Source organism: Azospirillum doebereinerae (assembly GCF_003989665.1).
In the GTDB taxonomy this organism is placed as follows: Bacteria; Pseudomonadota; Alphaproteobacteria; order Azospirillales; family Azospirillaceae; genus Azospirillum; species Azospirillum doebereinerae.
In genome coordinates this window covers 347112-368339 of the sequence record NZ_RZIJ01000002.1, presented here as the reverse complement: position 1 = coordinate 368339, position 21228 = coordinate 347112, and the positions used below count along the sequence as shown (strand labels likewise).

Genomic DNA, 21228 nt, shown 5'->3' with positions numbered 1-21228 from the left:
GATGACGCCGACCATGGCCCACGCTTCCCCCCCGCGAGTCTTCATCACCGGCCTGACCGGCATGGTGGGTTCCCATCTCGCCGATCATCTGCTCGCGCACACTGATTGGGAGGTGCACGGCCTGCTGCGCTGGCGCAGCCCGCTCGACAACATCGAGCACCTGATCCCCCGGGTGAACCAACGCGACCGCGTCTTCCTGCATTACGGCGACCTGCGCGACGAGATGTCGATCGACACGGCGGTCCGGTCGGCCATGCCCGACTACGTGTTCCATCTGGCGGCCCAGAGCAACCCGAAGACCAGCTTCAGTGCGCCCATCGACACGCTGGACACCAACATCCAGGGAACGACCCGCGTGCTGGAGGCCGTGCACCGGCATCGTCCCGACGCGGTCGTGCATGTCTGCGCCTCGTCCGAGGTGTTCGGCCGCGTCCCCCGGGAAAAGCTTCCGATCGACGAGGAGTGCAACTTCCACCCCGCATCGCCCTACGCGATCTCCAAGGTCGGCACCGACTTGGTCGGGCGCTTCTACGCCGAAGCCTATGGGATGACGGCGATGGTGACGCGCATGTTCACCCATACGGGCCCGCGCCGGGGCGACGTGTTCGCGGAAAGCTCCTTCGCCAAGCAGATCGCGATGGTCGAACACGGCCTGCTGCCGCCGGTGATCAAGGTCGGCAACCTCGACAGCCTGCGCACCTATCTGGACGTGCGGGACGCGGTGCAGGCCTATCACATGCTTGTCACCGTCAACCCGCAGGGCGGCGCCTACTACAACATCGGCGGCACCCACATCTGCAAGGTCGGCGACATGCTGGACAACTTGATCGGGCTGTCGACGGTCTCCGGCATCCGTGTCGAGGTCGATCCCGACCGGTTGCGCCCGATCGACGCCGACCTCCAGCTTCCCGACACCCGCAAGTTCACCGAGCACACCGGCTGGTCGCCGACCATCCCCTTCGAACGGACGATGGCCGACTTGCTGGATTATTGGCGCGGGAGGATCGCCGTGAATCCGAACGTCCTGTCGCGCTGAACGGGAACCGCCGCCTTTCTCCTCCGGCGGCCCGGACGCTTCGCAGCCTATTTTCGGAACAGGGACGATACAGGATGAACCGGACATTCGAGGCGCCCGATTCGGGCCGGATCTTCAGCGCCATCGACGGGCTGCACGGCACCACGCTCCACGGTTGGATCGCCCGCTCGGGTTCGAACCCAGCCCCGAACCAGGGTCCGGTCCCGGCGGCTCTTTACGAGGGTGCCGTCAGGATCGCCGATCTCGACGCCTCGAACTTCCGTTCCGAGATCCGCGAGGCGGCGCTCGGCGATGGCTTCTGCGGCTTCGCCACCCCTCTGCCCCTCTCGCTGTTCGACGGAAAGATCCATGCCTTCCAGGTGAGGGTCGGCGCGCAGGTCGTCGCGAGCGCCGAACTGCTCCTGCCGCCGCAACGCGGTGCCGAGGGCAATTTCGACCGGATCGAGGGGTTGCTGGCGCTCGGCTGGGCGCAGGATCCGGAGGCGCCGGGCGAACGGCTTCCGGTCGAGCTGCTGGTCGGGGACCGGATGGTCGCGACCGGCCTCGCCAAGCATTTCCGGAAGGATCTGGAGGAGGCCGGGTTGGCCGACCCTTGGTGCGCCTACCGGATCCGTATTCCCGACGCCTATCTGAACGGCATGGCGCACCCGTTCATGGTCCGGGAGGGCCGGACGGGCCGGGTGTTTCCGTTGAGCGCCCCCGTCCCTTTGGCGGTGAGCTGGAGGACGGTCCGGCTGACCGGGCTGCGCGACGCGCTGCTGACGATCGAAGCGGACAAGCGGCCGGCCCAGGACGCGCGCCTTGCCATCGACCTGTGGATCGACGATACCCGGGTCGATCGCTTCACCATCGGGGAGGACGGGGTGCCGGCCGTCACCGTCGAGCGTGGCATCCCGGCCCGCTATCTGGACGGTTCCGAGCATCGCTTCACTCTGACCCTCGCGGAATCCGGCTTCCTTCTCGACAGCCTGACCTTCCGGACGGATGCCGTGGCCTTCACTCCCGACCTCCTGCTCCTCGACGGGGCGGTTCCGGACGAGGAGTTGGCGAACGACCGTTTCGCCATCCCGATGGTGGCGGGGCTGATCGACCGCATCCTGCGCAGCCGGCTGTTCGACTCCGAAGTTTTCGCGGCGGCGACCGGCCTTCGCTTCCCGTCGAAGCGCGACGCGGTCCACCATTACCTGGGCAACCGGAACGCCTGGCTCCTTCCCACCTCGGTATGGCTGGATCCGCGCTTCGTCGCCGACCTCTCCGGCGGTCTCGTGCCGGACCGGGTCAGTCCGCTGGAATGGTATCTCCGCCAAGGCCGGGGGGCGGACGCCGGACCGAACCCGCTCTTCTCGAACGCCGATTTCCGCCTGCTGTCCGGACGTTCGGACGGGATGGCGGACAGCATGGATGAGAGCGTGTCCTGCTTCGACGACTGGCTGGACCGGGCCAGCGCCGAGGGGGAAGCCGATTCGTCCTTGTCCATGCCGTCGTTCTTCGTCGATGTGGAGCATATCCGTGCTGGCATGCGCTCGGCGGACTCCCCGTCCGATGGCGGCCGTTCCTCGGTCGTCGGGTTCCTGGCCGACTGGCTGGCGACGCCGCCCGACCGGCGCCGGCTGGATGTCCTCCATCCCTATTTCGACGAGGATTGGCTGGCCCAGCGGTCGCTGCTTGGAGGCAAGCGGACGGAAGGGTGCCGGCTTGCCGCCTTCCGCCTCGGCCGCTTTCCTGGCGGCGCCCCGCATCCGCTGATGCAGGACGAGGGGGAGGACAGGAACTATTACGACGCCATCCGCCGCTACGAGATCCTGCATCGCCTGACCGGCGAGGACGCGGTGGAACTCGTCTCCGGCCTGATCGATCCCGGGGCGTTCCTGGCCGTCTTTCCCGCGACGGCGGAACCGTCCAGCGCGCTCTACCGCTGCGTCACGGCTGACGCGGGAATTGTCCGCCGCAGCTTTCTGACCACCGTCGACGACGGTTTCATCGCCGCCGAATATCCCGGATTGATCGACTTCGCCGCCCGGGAGACCGGGGTCGCGGACATCAACCGTATCTGGGCGCGCTGGCTGCGGACGATCCGGTGCCCAGCCACCTACGCCGACGCGCTGGCGGGTGAGAAGGGTTTCCCCTCCATCACCGAGATGCGGACGCTGCGCAACGTCCGGGCCTGCCCGGCGGAGGAGGCGGAGGCGAGCTTCATCATCCCCAGCTACGGCCGCGACGATCTGGTTCTGCGCTGCGTCCTCAGCGCGATCCTGCATCCCGGGGCCGACCGGCTGGAGTTCGTCGTCGCCGAGGACGCCGCCCACATCGACGGCGGCGGAATCCTCGGCTATTTCCTGCCCTTCGCCCGGTTCATCCGCAATCCGGCGAATCTGGGCTTCCTGGCGAACTGCAACAACGCCGCGGCGCAGACGGCGGCGGCCGTCCTGATCTTCGTAAACAACGACATCATCGTCCACAAGGACGCGATACCGGCGCTTCTCTCGACCTTCCGCGACCGTCCGCGCGCCGGCGTGGTCGGCGGCCTGATTCTGAACCCGGACGGCACCATCCAGGAGAACGGCGGCCTGCTGTGGGCCGACGGATCGGCGTGGAACTATCATCGCGGCAGGACGCTGGGCGAGGAGTCGGTGCGCAACCTGCGCGAGACCGATTATGTCAGCGGGTGCTGGATGGGAATCCGGCGCACCGTCTGGGAGGAGATCGGCGGCTTCGACACGCGCTTCGCCCCCGCCTATTGCGAGGATTCCGACTTCTGCCTGGCCAGCCGGGATCGGGGCCATGCGGTGCTGGTCAATCCGCACTCCGTCGTCACCCATCTGGAGGGCGCCACGATGGGGACCGACGAGAACTCCTCGTCGCTCAAATCCCATCAGCGGACGAACAGCCGGACGCTTGCCCGGAAATGGGCGCTGACATTGGGAACACAGCACCAGGTCAACGGTGACGCCACCCCCTTCCACACCGGGCGGCGCTTCCCAAGGAAATCCATCGCCCTGGTGTTCGAGAACAACATTCCCGAATTCGACCAGGACGCCGGCAGCCGGACCCTGTACGCGGTCTGCCGGACGCTGGCGGCGATGGAGAACACCTACGTCGTCTTCGTCCCGCAGAACAACCACCGCAGCCGCTATGCCCAGTCCCTGGAGCGGCTGGGGATCGAGGTCATCTCCGGAAGCGGCTCGAAGCGGTTCGAGCAACTCGTCGAGCGGCATTCCGCCGATTTCTCCTACGCCTTCGTCTCCCGCATCCCGGTGGCCCGCCATTTCAAACGGCATCTCGAACGGCTCCGCTGCGTCAAATCCCTTTATCCGGTCGATGTGGAGGCCCTGCGGGCCTTTCCCCACGACACGGGCCATCCGGGATTCGCACCGGCGGTGGACGCGGCGATGGAACGCTATGCCGACCAGAACCGCGACGTCGTGTCCCTGTTCGACAACATCGTCTCCTGCTCCGAGGACGAGACCCGGTTGCTGCGCCAATGGTTCACGACGCCGGTCGTCGACATGTTCCCCTACGATTTCCCGACCGCCAGTCCGCCGACGGCTGAGTCGGCGCGGCGGGACATCCTGTTCGTCGGTTCCTACAACCATCATCCCAACCGCGAGGGCATCGCCTATTTCGTGTCCCGTATCTGGCCGCAGGTGACCGCCGCTCTGCCCGAGGCGACGCTGCACATCTGCGGTTCCGGATTCGACCACGTTGATTTCAGCGCCGTTCCGAACGCCATCCGGCATGGGCTGGTCAGCGACGGCACCCTGAACTACCTCTATTCGATCTGCCGGGTATCGATCGCGCCGCTTCTGACCGGCGCCGGGATCAAGGGCAAGGTGATCGAGGCGAGCGCCAACGGCGTCCCCTGCGTTGGCACCGAAGCGGCATGGCAGGGGTTGGCGGTTCCCCTCGCCTACGGCGACCTGACCGGTCCGATCGAGACGTTCGGCGAGCGCCTGATCCGCACCTACCGCGCCTATGGGCCGGACATGGTGGCGAGCCTGCTGGCCTTCCACATGGACAGCGGCCGGGAGACCGCCATTGCCGAGGTCATCCCCCGGCTCGCCGGCATGAAGAGCCGCCGCCGGCCCTCCGTGTAGATCGGATCGCTTCCGTCTTGGGACTCAGCCGTCTTGTCGCTCGGCCGGCGGTTCGGTTTCGAGCGCCATGAGGCAGGTCCGCAGGGAGGTGGCCAAGCTGCGTGCGGCGGCAAGTTCCGCCATCAGGGCGGATCGGACGGTTTCGGCGCGGTCCCGCTCGGCGATCAGGCCGGCGACCAGCTTTTCGAGTGCCAAACGTCCGTCGCGCCCGGGCTCCGCCATCTCCGGGGTCGGCCGCGCGTCGGCGTGCCGGCGATCCTGGGGGACCGGCAGCGTCCGCGCCGCTGCCAGTTCCGCCGCCAGATCGGCCATTTCGATATCACGCCTGGACAGCGTTTCGGCCATTGCCCGCGCGTCGGCCTCGACCTCCGGCAGCCGCTCCGCCCGCGTCAGGGCGCTCTTGAAGGTTTGGGCGAAGGCGTGGAAATCCCGCGCGCTGACGCGCAGGTCGGGTGGACAGGCAACGGGCGCCGGTGCTCCGCTGTCGGCGAGAGCGGCCAGACGTTCGTACAGGGAATGGGCCGGGGATGGGGCCGTCCGCGGCGCGGTTCTGGAATCCGTCCATTCGGCATGGATGAATTCGTCGACCGCCGCGATGGAGCCGTCATAAAGACCGTCGGATATCCCGTAATGGCCGATCAGGCGGTGGATTTGGGTGCGCGGATCCTCCAGCCAGTCCCGATGGTCGATGCGAAGCCAGGGCAACTCGCCGACGCTGCGGATGAACTCCATATGATGGACCATCCACAGGGCCAGGGCGTCGTCCCGATCCATGGCGTTCCGCCGCGCGAGAGAGCGGGCGACGGCGTCGGGATCGCGGGTCACCAGCAGGATACGCGGCTCCAGGTCCAGATCGACGCAGACATCGAGCCAGAGCGGCAGCAGCCGCATCAGCCGCGGATCCTTGATCCCCCACAACCGCCGTCCGCCATCCGGCAGCGCATGCCTCAGCCGGGCCTTGATCTCCCGCCGCGCCACCATCGCCGGCGGGCCGCGCCACCAGCCGGCGGGGAGCGGCGTCAGGGAATCCCAGCGGCTTCCCAAATCGGCCAGAAGACGGTCGTGGATGGCCAGGAAATCCATCCGTTCGTAATGCCCGCCGCGGTTGGTTTCGTGCTCGCCGACCGCGTCGTCCACCATGTCCATGCCAAGCCTGTGCAGGCAGCCGGCGGTCATCGAGGTGCCGCTCCGGTGCATGCCGACGACGAGCGGCAAGACACGCCGGCTTCCGCCGGAGGCTGTGCCGACCAGCGTGCCGTCCGGCCACGGCACCATCGGATTGTCGGGGAGATTGGACATCCGGCGCGTCTCAGGAGGCGCCGCCCGCGCCGTCCGTCTTCCGCATCGCCGCGATCAGTCCGGCCATGGCAGCGACCTCCTCGGAAAGCTCGTCGACCCGTCGGCGAAGCATGGTGTTCTGCTGCTCCAGCATCGACTGCCCCATATGGCTCGCGCTGAACGACACGCGCTCGCGCGGGCCGCGGATCCTGTAGCGCAACGCGCCGGCCTCCCCGATCTCGTCGAGGCGCGCGGTCCGGATGTGCAGTTTTTCCCGTAGCGCGGATACGAAATCCAGCACGTCGGGTGCTGGCCGCAGAGGATTCAAGGTCTGGTCCTTCTGGAAATCGAAGTCGGACGCTTGGTCGAGCCGGTCGTAGAAACGTCTGGTCAAGGGGCTGTCCTGGAGGCGGCGGGCGAAAAGCGCGTTCAGCCAACCCTCCCCCAGGAATGTCAGGCTCTGGGCATCCGCATGCATGTGGAGCCCTGGAGGAAACGAACCTCCCTGGAACAGCGCTTCCATTGGGAAGCCGCCGGACGCATCGTCGTCGCGCTGGTCGCTCCGTTCGGAATCGGCAAACAAGCCGATGCGGACGTAGCGATGCAGACAGAGAAGGTAGGTCGCCCAGGCCGACAGGAAATAATCGCTACCCGCGAAGACGTCGCGCTGCACCTGTCCTGCTGCCGCATCGCCGAACCGGCAACCGGCGTGAACCTGCATGTAACCATCAAGAATCGGCACTTGCTGCAAAAGGGCCGTCGTATAGAAGAACTGTTCCGGGGAACAGTCCGTATAGATATATTCCGGGTGCACCGTGAAGTTTACCAAGCGGAGAACATCGTCTCTTTCGCCATAATATATGATGTCGTTTATGTATCCGGGAAAATGCAGGAACCCGCCATGGATGATGATCTTCGCGTTGAAAAGGCGGGGCCAGTTGCCGTGATCGCGGATGGTGAGGTCGGGGGGGGCGCTTAGCATGCGCTGCAAGGATGGCGTCAGCTCACCGAGATCGGGGCGGAGCCGTAGAATATGGGCATTCTCCGGGCAGGCCAGCAGGCCATAATGGAGAGCCTTCATCTGGTGCAGGACATGGCCCGCCAGATTGATCAGGGGCTCCTCGGTCTCGACCAGGACGATGCCCTGTTCCTGGATGATCCTCAGCGTTTCGGGGTAGCGATCCATTTCGCCGATCCAGGTCGACATCACGATTCCGTCGACGATCCCGTCTTGGCGCCACTGCAAAAGGGTGCGGAGCTTCCGGTCGAACCGGTCGCCATCGCGCACGAGGCCGGTCACGACGACCCAGTTGGAACGGCCTTCCGCCATGCTTCCTCTCCCATCGGGAACCCTCCGCACGGTCCCCATCGCGTTCTCAACCCGCTGCAGGCTACCCCGGCGAAACCTTGCCTCACAATCGCTTAAATCGGCGCCATGGTCGGCCGTCCGTCCCGATCCAGGATGTCGAAGGCTGCGGTAGGCTGGGCGCACCCCATGGCGGCTTTCCACCGCCCGTATCATGGCCTCGCCGCTCGTGGCGAAATTCCGCTTGGCGCACGCACGCGAGACCGGATCTGCTTCTCCAGCAGATCGCGGATAAGGTCGCCCTGGCTGAGCAGATAGGCCGTGGCGTGCAGCTTGCTTCCGCCGCCCAGCATCACGACGATCTTCCAGAACTCCAGGGGGATTTTCGCGTTGCCCCGCGGCAGTTCGGGATCCCTGTCGCGGGGGCTCGGGAGAGAAGCCAGAATTCGTCCCTTTCGCCACACCGTTTCGAACACGGAGCCTACGCTGCACATGCTCGCCATGCGCGAAAAATCTGCTGGTCAGCGCCGAGGGTGCCAGGGGCTCTACCACGCACGAGCTGGTGTCGGCGTCCGGCTGTCCGAAGCTCCGCTGCCTGTTTTGGTGACCTATCGTGGGCGCAGCAGGGAATGTTTATTCCCTGTTCCATCCGGCTCACGGACGCCCCTTGGCTGGTCCGGAAGCTAGGAAAACTGCCTTGGAAGCAAGGAACTGCCGCTGCTCGGAATGGTTAGGATCAAGAAATTTCCCTGTAAATTCCCTGTTTCGCAGGGAAACCGGTGGCTCAGGACAGCGAACCTCGCTCCACCAGCGCCAAGGCAGAGGAGGGTGTTCCGCCAGTGACTGCGCCCTCCGCCACTGAGATAAAGGGTTTCCAACCCATTGAAAAGGCTCGGCAAATCGCCGGGCCTTTTTGCTTTTCCCCTCACATCTCCCCCCGCCTGCGGAAGAAGCCGCCGCTGGTAGCATTGTTTGTATAGGCAATATCGATGCGTTTCCGTCCATCGTGAATTTCCACTTCTTTCTCTGGATGGATCAGGCATTTCGCTTGAATGGGCCGAAATGCAGAATTCATCTCGGCCCATTCCATCACAGCCCCGCGACCAAGGGTGCCGCCGTGTGTCGGGGGGCTTTGAATAGGGCACTCACTGACTTACCCCAGCGACGGCATCCCGCCTGAACACCACCCCATAGGGGGCTTCCAGGGGGCCGGGCGGGATAGCGCGTCGCACGCCAACACCACCCCCCTGAAAAACGGAACGGCTCTATGGCCGTAGAATTCTCAACACATCCGCCAGCGCGTCCAACGACTCGTGCAGCTTGTCCAGCTTACGGGTGCCGCCGGCCCATTCCTCCATGCCGCACACGGACAGAACGATGGTACCGCCGGGCGTGAGCCACACAGGAGCGCGGGCGCCCGCCGAGTTGCGCGCGATTCCCGGCAGGTTTAGGGTTGCCCCCTCTCGAACCGGCGACGCTAACCCGGCCTGCTCCAACAAGCGGAACAAGCCATGTGCGCCCGTCACAGCCGGGGAAGAATCGACGCCGCCCCCGCTCCCCCGCTCTTCCCAGCGGGCCGTCATGCGCCGGGGAGTGACCGCACGCTGCCACGCGCGGGCCGACAGCGGCCTCCGCTTCGTGCTGGTGCCATGTCAGCTTTCCCCGGCGCAGGTAGGCGGCCAGCGGGCCGGTGTCTTCTATCTTCACCCCGTAGGACAGCGGGGTACCCGTGCCCAACCGGTCACGCACCTCTACCGCATGGGCTGTATGGCGCAGGCGTTCCGGGGGACCGTCAGCAAGGCGTGGGCTAGGTTGGTGGGAATGTCCCCCAGCGTGAACGGCACTCCATAGCCGGCCTTACGCTTCCGCTTCGCCATATCGATCCCCTCTCTTAATCGTGGACGCTATCGACGCTTTGGCATCCGGCTTGTGCCATGGGAACGCGCCCGGATTGGCCGCTGCCGGGGTTGCCGCCGCAAGGCAGCGGTCAGGGCAGCCACAGCCGCCTTGTTGGTCGGGCTCTTCGCCACCTGCGTCACGGCGGAGTGAAATTGGCCGTCAGGTGCAGCGGCCAGCGCGACCGTGAACCCCGGCGGCGTCCTGAAGTGTTGCCCCTGCGGGTGCAGAGATGTTGGAGCTGCCTGCCTGACCAAGTTGAAACCACCGCTCTCCGCGCCCAACAGCAAACTTTGCAACGGAACCCAGGGTGGGGCCCCCGCCGCTCCACGGGAGACAGCGCCGACCATGTGGCCTTCCCCGGATACGAACGCTATGACGCCATCGGCTCCCCGGCGCGGTCGGCGAACTGCATCAACTCGTCCAGCGCCCGCCGGTCGAAGCTCTTCAGGTTGAAGTAGTTCCTGTAGAACAGGACGATGTTCTCTTCGGGCCAGTAGCGCTCCATGATCCGGCAGGCGTTGCGGATGCGCTGCGGGTCGAACACCACCTCCCGGACCCACCGGCCCCGGATCTCGTCGATGTCGACGCTCTTCAACGGCATTCGTTCGTCGTCGAAGACGTCGCCGTAGAAGTTCGTCGGCTCTCCCTGTCTGGGTTGCAGCGTCGTCCTGGTCTGCCGTTGCAGCAGCCCGGCCTGTTCGGGCGTCGGTTCCAGCAGGTCCCAGAGCGGCGTCTTGGGATAGACGCGCACGACGCTGAGCGAGGGCTGGCAGAGGTGGGACAAGCCGCGGGCGAAGTCCAGCGTCGCCAGGGCCTCGTCCCTGGTTTCGGTGGGAAAGCCGACCATGAAGAAGCCGCTGACGATGAAGCGCCGGGAGGCGCTCTCGATCATGGCGCGGGCGCGGTCCAGCTTCAGGTGCTTGCCGATCAGCTTCTGAAGCCGGGGCGAGGCGGTCTCGACGGCGAGCGCCATGTGGATGGTGCCGACCTCCTCCAGCAGGTCGAGGAACTCCTCGTCCAGTTGGTCGGCGCGCAGCCCGTTGGGGAAGTTGACGCGGGTGCCGGGCAGCCGCTGGGCGATCCGCCGCAAGACCTCCTTGCCGGACGCCGCCGGCACGTTGAAGATGTCGTCGACGAACACGAAGTCGCGCACCCCCTTCTCGTCGACGATCCTTTCCATCTCGGCGACGATGTTGTCGGGCGAGCGGTTGCGGACGCTCTTCTGCCGGGCGATGTGGCAGTAGACGCAGCGATAGGGACAGCCGCGCGAGCTTTCGATGAAGGCGCTGGTCTCGGCGCTCTGGAAGGAATGGTTGGAGATGCCGCGGTACCGCGACAGATCGATCAGGTCGTAGGCCGGCCATGGGTTGGCGTCGATGTCGGCGATCAGCGGGCGGGCGGGGTTCCGCCGGATCCTGCCGCCGTCGCGCAGAATCGTTCCGGGCAGGGTGTCGGGCAGGGCGCCGGTCGCCATCAGGTGGCCGACCAGTTCGGTGAAGGTCTCCTCGCCTTCGCCGTGGACGACGAGGTCGACCTCGTCCCGCTCCAGGATGTCCTCGAAGGAGGCGGAGGCGTGCGGCCCCCCGGCGATGATCCGGGAATCGGGCCGCGTGCGCCGCACCAGCCGGCAGATCTCGGAAAAGGCGTCGGCGAAGATGGACAGCGCCCGCACCCCGACCAGCCCCGGCCGGAAGGCGTCGAGCAGCCGCACCAGTTCCCGTTGCGGGTCGGCGGCCGTCACGGTGTGGAAGATGCGGATGTCCAACTGGGGAAAGCGCCGCCGCGCCGCCGCCGCGATGTGCATCAGCCCCAGGGGGTGGTGGCTCCAGCGGCTGGTCAGCTGCGCGCCGTCGCAGGCCTCGGCGTCGATCAGAAGAATGCGCATGTCACGCGGGCTCCTGCGTTGGTGGGCTGGCGACCAGGGGAAGGCGCGGGTCGAGGAGGCGGCGCAGCAACGGCGCGTTGGTCCCGAGATTGTCCTGACCGATCACGTCGTCGTGATGGCCGGCGGCCTGCGCGCTGGTCACCCCGCCCCGGCACACGGACCGCCAGGCGTCGGAGGGATCCGCCCGCATGGAGCGGGACAGCACCAGCGCGAACGGTGCCGAGACCGGACTGTCGTCGCGGTCGCGGCGGTGGGCCTGCGTGTAGGCTTCGAGCCGCGCCACCGCTTCGGCGGTCTGCCCCTGTGGTCCGAGCAGCGACAGACTCCTCCTGGCGAAGGCCAGCGCCTCCGCCTCCGAAGGCCCGTCCTTGCCCAGCCGGGGCTCGGAATCGATGAGCACGATGCGGTCGACGCCGATTTCGCGGCGCTCAAGCTCCACCGCCACCCGGTGGGCGAGGTTGCCGCCAGCCGAATAGCCGCACAGGACCACCGGGCCGCCGGCCGCCGCGTCGGCGACCGCGTCGGCATAGCGGGCGATCCGGTCGGGACGGGCGACGAAGTCGAAGGCGAACAGCCGCAGCCCGTCCAGCCGCTCGGCGAGCGCGGCGAAGACCCAGCCGAGCCCGATGATCGGCGGAAAGCAGAAGACGGGCGGGCCTTCGTCCCGCGTCAGGAACCGGCCGATCTCCTCCCCCGCCGCCGCATCTGGCCGGGTGGCGATCAGGCGGGCATGGCCGCGCACCGTGCAGTCGCGGTGAAGGTCGGCCAGTGGCGGAGCGTGGCCGAACTCGCGCACCAGGGCGTTTTGCAGCATGACCACGGCCAGGCTGTGGCCGCCGACGCGGAAGAAATCGTCGTCGGGAGCCAGCGGCCGGTCGCCCAGCACATGGGACCATGCCCGCATCACGCGGCGTTCCACCGTCCCGGCGGCGGGGGCGTCCACCGGCGAGGGAGCCGGCGGGGGCCGGAGCGCCGCCAGCGCCGCGCGGTCCAGCTTGCCGTGGGCGTTGCGGGGCAGGGCGGCCAGACGCACGAAGCGGCCGGGAACCATGGCCGCCGGCAGGCGGTCGGCCAGCAAGGCCGCCAGCCTGTCCTCGTCCGGAACGCCGCCTCCGGCGCCGTCCGCCGCCAGGAACGCCACGAGGCGCGGCTCCCCATCCTCCCCGGCGCGGCAGAGGGCGGCGGCATCCTCCACTCCGGGCAGGGTCCGCAGATGGGCCTCGATCTCGCCCAGGGTCATGCGGTGGCCGCGAATCTTCACCTCGTCGTCCTGACGGCCTGTCAGCACGATCTGTCCGTCCTCCCGCCGCCAAGCGAGGTCGCCAGTGCGGTACATGCGGCCGTCCGGCCGGAAGGGATCGGGCTGGAAGCGTTCCGCCGTCAGCGCCTCGTCGCCAGGATAGCCGGTGCCGACGCCGGCTCCGCCGATGCACAGCTCGCCCACGGCCCCGTCCGGCAACGCGCGCCCGCCGGAGTCGAGGATGTAGCAGCGGGCGTTGCGGATCGGCCGTCCGATCGGCAGGGTCTTCCGGTCGGCCAGCTCGTCCGGCCGCCAGGACCCGGCGGCGGTGATGTCGGCGCATTCGGTGGGGCCGTAGATGTTGGCGAGTTTCTCCAGCCGGCAGGTCGGGGAACGCAGCCAGTCGCGCAGCCTGCCGGGATCCGGCGCCTCGCCCCCCAGCGCCAGCACGCGCAGACTGGCGAGCGCCCGGTATCCGTCGGCGGCCGCCAAGTCGATCATCGGGTGGATCTGGCTGGGCACGCCCGGATTGAGGACGCCGACCCGCTCCCGTTGCAGGATGTCCAGCATCCGCGCCGGGTCGTAGGGACCCTCCGGCAGCAGGACCGCCGTGGCACCCGCGGCGAAGGTCGCCAGGTAGTTCTTGATCGAGGCGTCGAAGCTGCACGCGATGACCTGATAGACCCGCTCGCCCGGCCCGAGGTCGCAGAACTCGGCGAACCACAGACAGAGATTCAGCAGCGCCTGTCCGGTGTTGGCGGCCGGCTTGGGCGTGCCGGAACTGCCGGAGGTGAAGATGAGGTAGGCCGTGTCCTCCGGCCGGCCGGCATGCAGCGGGGGGGCGTCGGCGAAGGGGGCCAGCGCCCCGCGCCCCAGCCTGAGCCGGGTGGCGGGTGGGAGCCCGTCCGCCGCCCGCTTCGCGCCGGACCGGATCCGCAGGACGCAGTCGAAGCCGAAATCCGTCAACTCGTTGCGGGCGCGCGCCGTCATCGGCGTGATCTCGACGGCGGCGATGGCCGGAAACTCGCGCGGAAGCTGGCGCAGGAAATCCGGCGACACGAACAGGGCGTCCAGGCTTTCGGGGCTGGCGCCGGCGTCGGCATAGGCGTCGCGCTTGCCGGCATCCCACAGATGGCCCAGGAAGATCACCGCCTCGTCGGCGCACAGCTCCAACACGGTGGCGAGCACGCGGCGCAGATAGCCGTAGCCGCTGAAGCTCTGCACCACGCTGTTGAGGACGACGACGTCGAAGCCGGTTCCGGCCTCCGCCTTCAGGGCGCCCAGGTCGTGGGCGGCGAGCCGGCGGAAGCTCAGCCGGTCGCTGTCCAGCCCGCGCGCGCGCGCGTGCGCCCCGGCGGTCCCGATCATCGTCCCCGACAGGTCGGTCGCAAGGTAGGATCCGGCCCGACCGGCCAGCGCCGCCATCGTCAGGCCGGATCCGCAGCCGACCTCCAGCACCGAGGAGGCCGGGGTCAGGTGGCGGGCCAGTTTCACCCGGACATTGTCGGCGTAGTCGCGCATCACCCAGTCGGGGAAGCGCTCGCCGGTGATGGCGCTGCGCCAGCCGCCGCCGCTGACGGCGTCGCTGGCGGTGGCCGCGACATGGTCCCACAGCCCTTCCACCATGCGGGGCTTTTCCGGTTCCGCCGCACCGTCGGGGTCGTCGTGGTCGAGGCACAGGGCCATCGCGAGATCCGGGCATTCCCACAGATGGGTCTGGGCGGCGTGGGCATGGCCGTTGCCGTACAGCAGAACCGTGGCGGCGGTCCGGCGCAGCATGGCCTGCTGCCGCCGCAGCGGGAAGGCCGGATTGACCGGGGCGTAGACCGCGCCGGCGCGCAGGATGCCCAGCAGCGCTGCGGCGAGCGCGAAGGAGCGCTCCGCCAGAACCGCCACCGGGGCGTTGGCGATCCGGCGGTCCAGCAGGAAGGCGGCGATCCGGTTCGACTCCGCGTCGAGCTCCCGGTAGCTGTAGCGCCGGCCCGGCTCGATCACCGCCACGGCGTCGGGGGCGCTGCGGGCGCGCCCGGCGATCAGACGGTCGATGGTGGTGTCGGGAATCGGAACGTCGGCGTGGCCGGCATCGGCTTCCTGCGGGGGGGCGTCGAACAGCGTCAGGTCGGACAGCTTCATTCCGTCTTCTCCTTATCGGGCATGGCCGGCCATGGCGGCGGGGGCCAGCCGGTCCGTCAGGTCGACGAGCGCCGACAGCCAACGTTCCGCATGGGACGGGGCGACCGCGGCGGTGTCGTATTCCAACACCAGTTCCAGCGCGTCGCCGTTGGGATAGGCGTAGAGGGACAGGTCGAACTTCGCCCGGCCGAAGGAATGGTCGAAACGTTCCAGCTCGCCGCCGACCGACACCGGCACCGGCGACCGCCGCCCCTCGGCGACCTTCTCGTAGCTTTGCCAAGCGAAGAGCACGTTGAAGGGCGGTCCGCCGCCCGGAACGAAGCGGGCGGCCATGACGTCCAGCGGCAGCGACTGGTGTGACAGCGCCTCGCGCATTTGCCGGCCGACCTGGTCGTAGAGGTCGGTCGGCGTGGCCTCCGGGGCCAGCCGGACGCGGACGGGCACGACGTTGACGAAGCAGCCGACGCAGCGGTCGAAGCTTCCGTAGGGCCGGTTCGCCACCCCCATGCCGACGCACAGGTCGGTCTGCGTGGTCAGACGGTTCAGCAGGATCGCGTAGTGCGACAGCAGCACCGCCGCCGGGGTGACGGCTTGGCGCAGCGCCAACTCCTCGACCCGCCGGCGCAGCTCCGGGGCGACCGTGCGCCGCGCCAGGGCTCCCCGGCCCGCCTCGCCGACGCCGGCCGAGGGCAGGGCGATCCGGGGTGGCGGCGGCGACAGCGCCGCCCGCCAGAACTCCAGGTCGGCGTTGGCGTCGCGGGTCTGTTCCCAATGGGCGAAGTCCGCGTAGGCGCGCGGGTCCGGAAGCGGGGCGTCCGGATCGCCGTAGAGGATGTTGAAATCCTCCAGCAGGACGGAGATCGCCCAGCCGTCCACCTGGCAGTGGTGGAGCACCAGCAGGAACCGCCAGCGGTCCGCCGCCATCCGCAGCAGGCGCAGGCGGAACAGAGGCGCATGCGCCAAGTCGAAGGGGTGGCGGGATTCGGCCGCCGCGATGGCCGCCGCCGCCGCCTCCGGATCGGCGTGGGCGGACAGGTCGTCGACGGCGAAGGGAAAGGGGGGATCCTCCGCCGTCACCTGCCGCAACACGCCGTCGCGCGCCACCAGGGCGGTGCGCAGAGCGGCGTGGCGCGCCATCAGCCGGCGCAGGGTGTCGCGGACCCGGTCGGGATCGAGCGGCCCGGTTTCCCGGAAGACCGGCACGTTGTAGAGCGGCCCGCCGCCGGGAAGCTGGCTCAGGTACCACAGGCGCTGCTGCGCCGACGACGTGGCGTGGTCGTTTCCGGATGGCGCCGGGGCGAGTCCGGCATGGCCCTCGCCCTGTTCCACCAGCCTTTCCAGCGCGTCGAGCGTGATGTTGGCGAGCACCGCCTCCAGCGGAACGTCCGAGCGGAAGCGGCTGCGGATGCCGGCGACCAGCCGGATGGCGGCGATGCTGTCGCCGCCCAGCGCCAGGAAGCCGGCCGCCGGATTGGGATCGGCCCGTCCCAGCACCTCCGCCCACAGCGCCGCGACCGTCCGGGGACCGGCATCGGGGTTGCCGGCACCGCCGGGCTCGGCCTCCGGCGGCAGGGCGGCGGCCAGAGCCTCGCGGTCGACCTTGCCGTTGTGGGTCAGCGGCAGGGCGGGACCGGCGTGGATGAAGGCACCGGGAACCATGTAGGCCGGCAGCAGGCGGGCGGCGGCGGTCCGCAGGCGCGACGAGTCGGGCGGTTCGGCGGCGGCGACGACGGCGATCAGGCGGCCGCCATGGGCGCGGCGGCGGTAGAGCACGGCGGCGTCGCGCACGCCGTCGATGCCCTTCAGCCGCTCCTCGATCTCCTCGATCTCCACGCGCTGGCCGGCGATCTTGATCTGGTTGTCCAGCCGTCCACGGAACTCCAGCAACCCGTCCTCCCCGAGGCGTCCCAAGTCGCCGGTGCGGTAGAGCCGGCATCCGCCATCCGGCGTTCCGGACGGCGGGAGGTGCCGGAAGGCTCGGGCGGTAACGTCGGGGCGGTTCAGGTAACCGCGCGCCAGCGCGTCGCCGGTGAGAGCGATCTCCCCGGTGGTTCCGGGGGGCAGCGGGTTTCCCCCTTCGTCGAGGATCAGGATCCGGGTGCCGGGCAGGGCGCGGCCGATCGGAACGCGGTCCAGGGTTCGAGCCAGTTCGGCCGTGATGACGAAGCTGGTGGAATCCACGCAGTTCTCGGCCGGTCCGTACATGTTGACCAGCTCCAGCCGGTCCAGCGCCGGATCGGCGAAGAGGCGCCGGACCAGCGGCAGCGGCAGCGCCTCCCCGCCGGTGACGATGCGGCGCAGCCAGGGAGCGGCGCGGTCCAAGCCGCTTTCCAGCAGGAGCGCCAGATGGCTGACCACCACGTTGATCTGGGCGATGCGGTGCCGGGCGGCATAGGCCAGCAGGGCCTCGGGATCGTGGCGGAACCGGTCGGGCAGGATGTGCAGGCTGCAATCCCCGCTCAGCGCCGAGAAGATCTGCTGCACCACCACGTCGAAGACGAAGGGGGCGGTCAGCGTCTCGCCGTAGGCGGCGCCGCCGTCGCGGTAGAGGACGCCGCGCACCGCCGCCACCAGGGTGGCGAGCGGGCCATGTTCCATCAGCACGCCCTTCGGGCGCCCGGTGGAGCCGGAGGTGTAGATCACGTAGGCCAGCGTCTGCGGCCCCGGTCGCGCCGGACCGCGCCACGGCCGGCCGGCCGCGCCGTCGGCGTCGTCGTTCCCTTCGCCGCCATCGGCGCCGATGTCCAGGCGCGGCCCTTTCCAGTCCGGTTCCGGCATGCCGCGCGCGGTGACCAGCGCCCGGCATCCGGCGTCGGCGAGGATGAAGGCCAGACGGTCGGCCGGCCAGGATGGGTCGAGCGGCAGGAAGGCACCGCCCGCCAGCAGGCTGCCCAGCATGGCGACCGGCATCGACCGGTCGCGCGGCAGCAGCAGGGCGATCCGGTCCTCGGGCGCGAAGCCCGGCAGGCGGGCGAGACGGGCGGCGAGCGCCGTCGCGGCCTCCCACAGCCGGCCCAGCTCCAGCGTGCCGTGCGCGTCGACGATCGCCGGATGGTGGGGGGTGCGGATCCGCAGTTCGCCGATGCGGTCCACCACCGTGTCCGGGCGCGTCCCGGCGGCCGAAAGGGCGGCGCGCATGGTCATCCGCGCCGGCGGTAGAAACGGTCGCCGACGACGAAGCCGTCCATGCCGGTGGAGGCGCAGTAGGCGGCCAGATCGCTCATGCGGTTGATGAAGCCGCGGCCGTTGAAGTTGAGCGAGGTGTTGCACAGCACCCCGCTGCCGGTCCGCCGGGCGAAAGCGCCGAGCAGGCGGCCGATTTCGGGGTTGCCGGCCGGCGTGACGGTCTGCACCCGGCAGCTTCCGTCCACATGGGTGATGGCGGCAAGCCGTGGATCGCGGACCTTGTGGAAATACAGCATGTACGGGCTTGGGCGCGGGCAGTCGAAGTGCCGGTCGGCCTCCTCCTCCAGGCAGATGCAGGCGATGGGGCGGTAGCCCTCGCGCTTCTTGATGGCGTTCAACCGGTCGCGCGTGCGTTCGGAAAAGGGCTCCGCCAGGATGGAGCGGTTGCCCAGCGCGCGCGGTCCCATCTCGTAGCGGCCCTGGACCCAGGCGACGATTCCGCCGTCGGCGATGAAACCGGCCAGGGCCTCGCTGTCCAGCGGCTCCTCGCTGAAGTCGTCGGACGGGCAGGGGATGTCCTCGACGAAAGCCTCGCCGGCGTAGACGCTCCAGCTTTCCAGCTTGGCGTGTCCGGTCACGTGGGCCTGGGCCTCGATCGCGGTGCCGAGCGCCGAACCGGTGTCGTTGGTGCAGGGCGGGACGAAGACGTCGGCGAACAGGCCGCTGTCGAGCCAGCGGCTGTTCCATTCGCAGTTCAGGCCGCAGCCGCCGCCGATCACCAGGGGCAGGCGCTTGGTCAGCGTGCGGCGCGCGAAATCGTGGAAGCGGTCGAAGATCGCGTCGGAGAAATGACCGGCCAACTCCATGAAGGCCGGATCGGTCACGCCGATGTCGTGGTAGCGGGACCAGGAGAATTCGTCCTTGGCCATGTTCCTGACCAGCCCGTCCGCCTGGAGCAGCGTGTCGATCAGCCGCCGCCCGTCCTCGTCCAGCGGCCCGCGCCGCGAGAAGGCGGCGAGCGCCATCAGCTTGCCGGCGTTGGAGAAGCGGAAATGGCCCTTCAGCGACGGGAAGGTCGGGTCGGCGATGGCGAAGAGCTGGGCGTATTTGTTGCCGGGATCGACCAGCGGCCAGCCGAGCCGCGTGATCGTCAGGTCGGCGCCGATCTCGTAGAAGCAGCCGAGGTTTCCCTCCCAGACCAAGGCGTAGCAGGGTTCCCCCTGCGGGAAGGGCGACAGGCCGTAGCTGCAGAAGAGGTGCGAGCGCTCGTGGGTGGAGGTGAAGAGCCGGCTGTCGCGGCCCATGAAGCGGTAGGGCGACAGGCCGGCGCAGTCGTCCTTCCAGCCGAAATAGCCGCCGTTCACCGGCGGCTCGACCGAATGCCAGCCCTTCACCCAGCCGCTGACGGCGAAGACGTCGGGAACCCGGTCCAGATGCCCGCCGGCGCGGAGCAGGAGGTCGGCGGTGATCGTCTCGTAGCGGGGGAAGGAGTCTTTCTCCGCTTCGATCTGCCAGACGAGCGCACGGTCCTCGACCAGGACGAAGTTGCCGTCGTGGCCGGGCTTCATTGCCAGAATCTGCATGGCGGTGTCCTACCGGCCGAGGGAAGGGCGTTGCGAGTTGGAGACGATGCACTGCTTGAGCAGCGCCGAGGAGAAGTCCTCACGCCCCCGATAAGTGCCTTCGGCCTCCGACAGCCCTTCCGAGGTCAGGCCGTAATAGATGCGGACGCCGTCCCGCTGCTTGGCGCTGGCGAGCGCCATGACCTCGGACAGCCGGGGCGGCAGATAGCTGGGGGTGGACAGCGCGGCCTTGGCCCAGGGCGTGCCGCGCGACAGGTACATCGGATTGAGGCGGATGATCAGCGGGATGCCGCGCCGGCCGCACTGGTCGGTCAGGAAATCGATCGACGCCTCCGCCTCGTCCCGCGCCTCCTCGTCGGTCATGGCGGGGCTGGGCTTGAAGAGGACGTAGGCGGTCAGCTCGGCGCCGCCGCCGGCGATCTCGTCCAGGCCGGAGAGGAAGAGATCCAGCGGCTCGCGCTTGCCCAGCACCTCGTCCCGGATGGTGGCGTCCAGAGTCTCGAACCCGGTCAGCACGTCGATCCGCTTGCCGCCTTCCGCCGTCAAGCGCCGGAGCGTGCCGGAGCGGACGAACTCCAGCCGGCTTTCGATCACCAGCTTGCGGATGTTGGGCACGGCGCGCACGGACCGGACGATCTGTTCCAGCGCGTCCTGGGGAAAGGTGGTGTCGTCGAACACCGAGCCCTCGTTGGCGATGGTCAGCCGTTCGAAGGCGCCGATGGCGTGGCGGACCTCCTGCACGACGTTCCTGAACTGCTGGAGGACCCGGTCGGCGCCGATCCACTCCTTGGTCGCCTTGAAGGGGAGGGCGCAGAACTTGCACTGATAGCGGCAGCGGCGGGTGTTGAAGAGGATGGCCAGATCCTGCTCGCCCAGGAAGTTCCGGTGCAGGAAGAAATGCGGCCAGTCGCGGTCCTCGACCGTGCCGTTCATCGGCTTGGGCGGTCCGAACCGGCGGTAGGTGTCGGAAAGAAAGGCGTCCAGGGTCATCTTGCTGCAATCCTTGCGAAAAACGTCATTCCCGGCGCAGGACGCGTTGGTTCAGCGTTTCGAGGTTGATCCGGAAGATGTCGGCGGCGGCGGCGGCCAGCGCGGCCGAGCAGGCGGCGCGGCCGAAACGTTGAGGCGGCGTGCGCGACGCCGCCAGATCGCGGTAGCCGGCGGGAAGGGCGTCGAAACGGCGGATCATGCCGCATTCGTCGTCGTCCGCCGCGTAGAGGACACGGCCGATGCCGACGTTGATCAGGCGCGTCGTGCACATCGGGCAGCACTCCAGCGAACTGTAGAGCGTGCATTCGACGGCCGGCAGGCCGGGATGGTCGCGTTCCAGGGCGTTCAGCGCGTCCATCTCGGCGTGCAGGTCGCTGCGCACCCGTGGATGGAAGGCGCGGTTGCGCCCCATCGCCACGACGCGGCCGTCATGCACCACCACCGCCCCCACGCCGTGATTGCCCTCCGCCGCCGCCGTCAGGGCCTGCATGCAGGAGAGACGGACGAAGGTGTCGTCGGGTTCGCCGTCCCGCGAGTCGTCCTTCAGGCGCCGGCGCACCTCCTCCAAACCCGGAGGCAACGGCGGAAGATCGTCAAGCCGCGGCCATCCGGAGGAAAGGGAGGCGATCGGCTTACCCATAGGTTGTCTCCATATTTA

12 protein-coding genes are annotated in these 21228 nt (G+C 68.6%); 2 read left to right on the top strand and 10 right to left on the bottom strand.

All coding sequences use genetic code 11. The features are described from left to right. Window positions 1-13 precede the first annotated feature (13 nt). Together EJ913_RS04955 and EJ913_RS04950 are read left to right on the top strand one after the other, a co-directional pair. Window positions 14-1036, top strand: a complete 1023-nt coding sequence (locus EJ913_RS04955) for a GDP-mannose 4,6-dehydratase (protein ID WP_126995349.1) — start codon at window positions 14-16, stop codon at window positions 1034-1036. A 74-nt stretch (window positions 1037-1110) separates the two neighbouring features. Continuing rightward, window positions 1111-5130, top strand: coding sequence for a glycosyltransferase (locus tag EJ913_RS04950; protein WP_126995347.1), 4020 nt, complete (start codon window positions 1111-1113; stop codon window positions 5128-5130). Between the two features lie 24 nt (window positions 5131-5154). On the opposite strand, the gene EJ913_RS04945 is transcribed toward EJ913_RS04950, so the two are convergent. The 10 genes from EJ913_RS04945 to EJ913_RS04905 form a co-directional block, all read right to left on the bottom strand. Then, window positions 5155-6429: a sulfotransferase family protein gene (locus tag EJ913_RS04945; RefSeq protein WP_126995345.1), complete on the bottom strand. Its 1275-nt coding sequence runs from the start codon at window positions 6427-6429 to the stop codon at window positions 5155-5157. A gap of 10 nt (window positions 6430-6439) precedes the next feature. Further along, a complete protein-coding gene (locus tag EJ913_RS04940; RefSeq protein ID WP_126995343.1) occupies window positions 6440-7738 on the bottom strand; it encodes a hypothetical protein in 1299 nt (432 codons plus the stop codon). A 188-nt stretch (window positions 7739-7926) separates the two neighbouring features. Then, window positions 7927-8217, bottom strand: coding sequence for a hypothetical protein (locus EJ913_RS32085; protein WP_211098874.1), 291 nt, complete (start codon window positions 8215-8217; stop codon window positions 7927-7929). A 422-nt stretch (window positions 8218-8639) separates the two neighbouring features. Then, the gene (locus tag EJ913_RS31530; RefSeq protein ID WP_211098873.1) at window positions 8640-8789 is read right to left on the bottom strand and encodes a hypothetical protein; all 150 of its coding nucleotides are present in this window, start codon (window positions 8787-8789) and stop codon (window positions 8640-8642) included. A gap of 1194 nt (window positions 8790-9983) precedes the next feature. Then, a complete protein-coding gene (locus EJ913_RS04930) occupies window positions 9984-11498 on the bottom strand; it encodes a B12-binding domain-containing radical SAM protein (protein WP_126995341.1) in 1515 nt (504 codons plus the stop codon). 1 nt (window position 11499) lies between these two features. Next, complete coding sequence (locus EJ913_RS04925) at window positions 11500-14871, bottom strand: AMP-binding protein (protein WP_126995339.1); 3372 nt, start codon at window positions 14869-14871, stop codon at window positions 11500-11502. Between the two features lie 12 nt (window positions 14872-14883). Next, the gene (locus EJ913_RS04920) at window positions 14884-18009 is read right to left on the bottom strand and encodes a non-ribosomal peptide synthetase (RefSeq protein WP_185909685.1); all 3126 of its coding nucleotides are present in this window, start codon (window positions 18007-18009) and stop codon (window positions 14884-14886) included. A gap of 2 nt (window positions 18010-18011) precedes the next feature. Beyond that, window positions 18012-19580, bottom strand: a complete 1569-nt coding sequence (locus EJ913_RS04915; RefSeq protein WP_126995335.1) for a carbamoyltransferase C-terminal domain-containing protein — start codon at window positions 19578-19580, stop codon at window positions 18012-18014. Window positions 19581-19589: 9 nt separating this feature from the next. After that, the gene (locus EJ913_RS04910; RefSeq protein ID WP_126995333.1) at window positions 19590-20570 is read right to left on the bottom strand and encodes a radical SAM protein; all 981 of its coding nucleotides are present in this window, start codon (window positions 20568-20570) and stop codon (window positions 19590-19592) included. Window positions 20571-20595: 25 nt separating this feature from the next. After that, window positions 20596-21150, bottom strand: a complete 555-nt coding sequence (locus EJ913_RS04905) for a nucleoside deaminase (RefSeq protein ID WP_185909684.1) — start codon at window positions 21148-21150, stop codon at window positions 20596-20598. Between the last annotated feature and the right edge of the window lie 78 nt (window positions 21151-21228).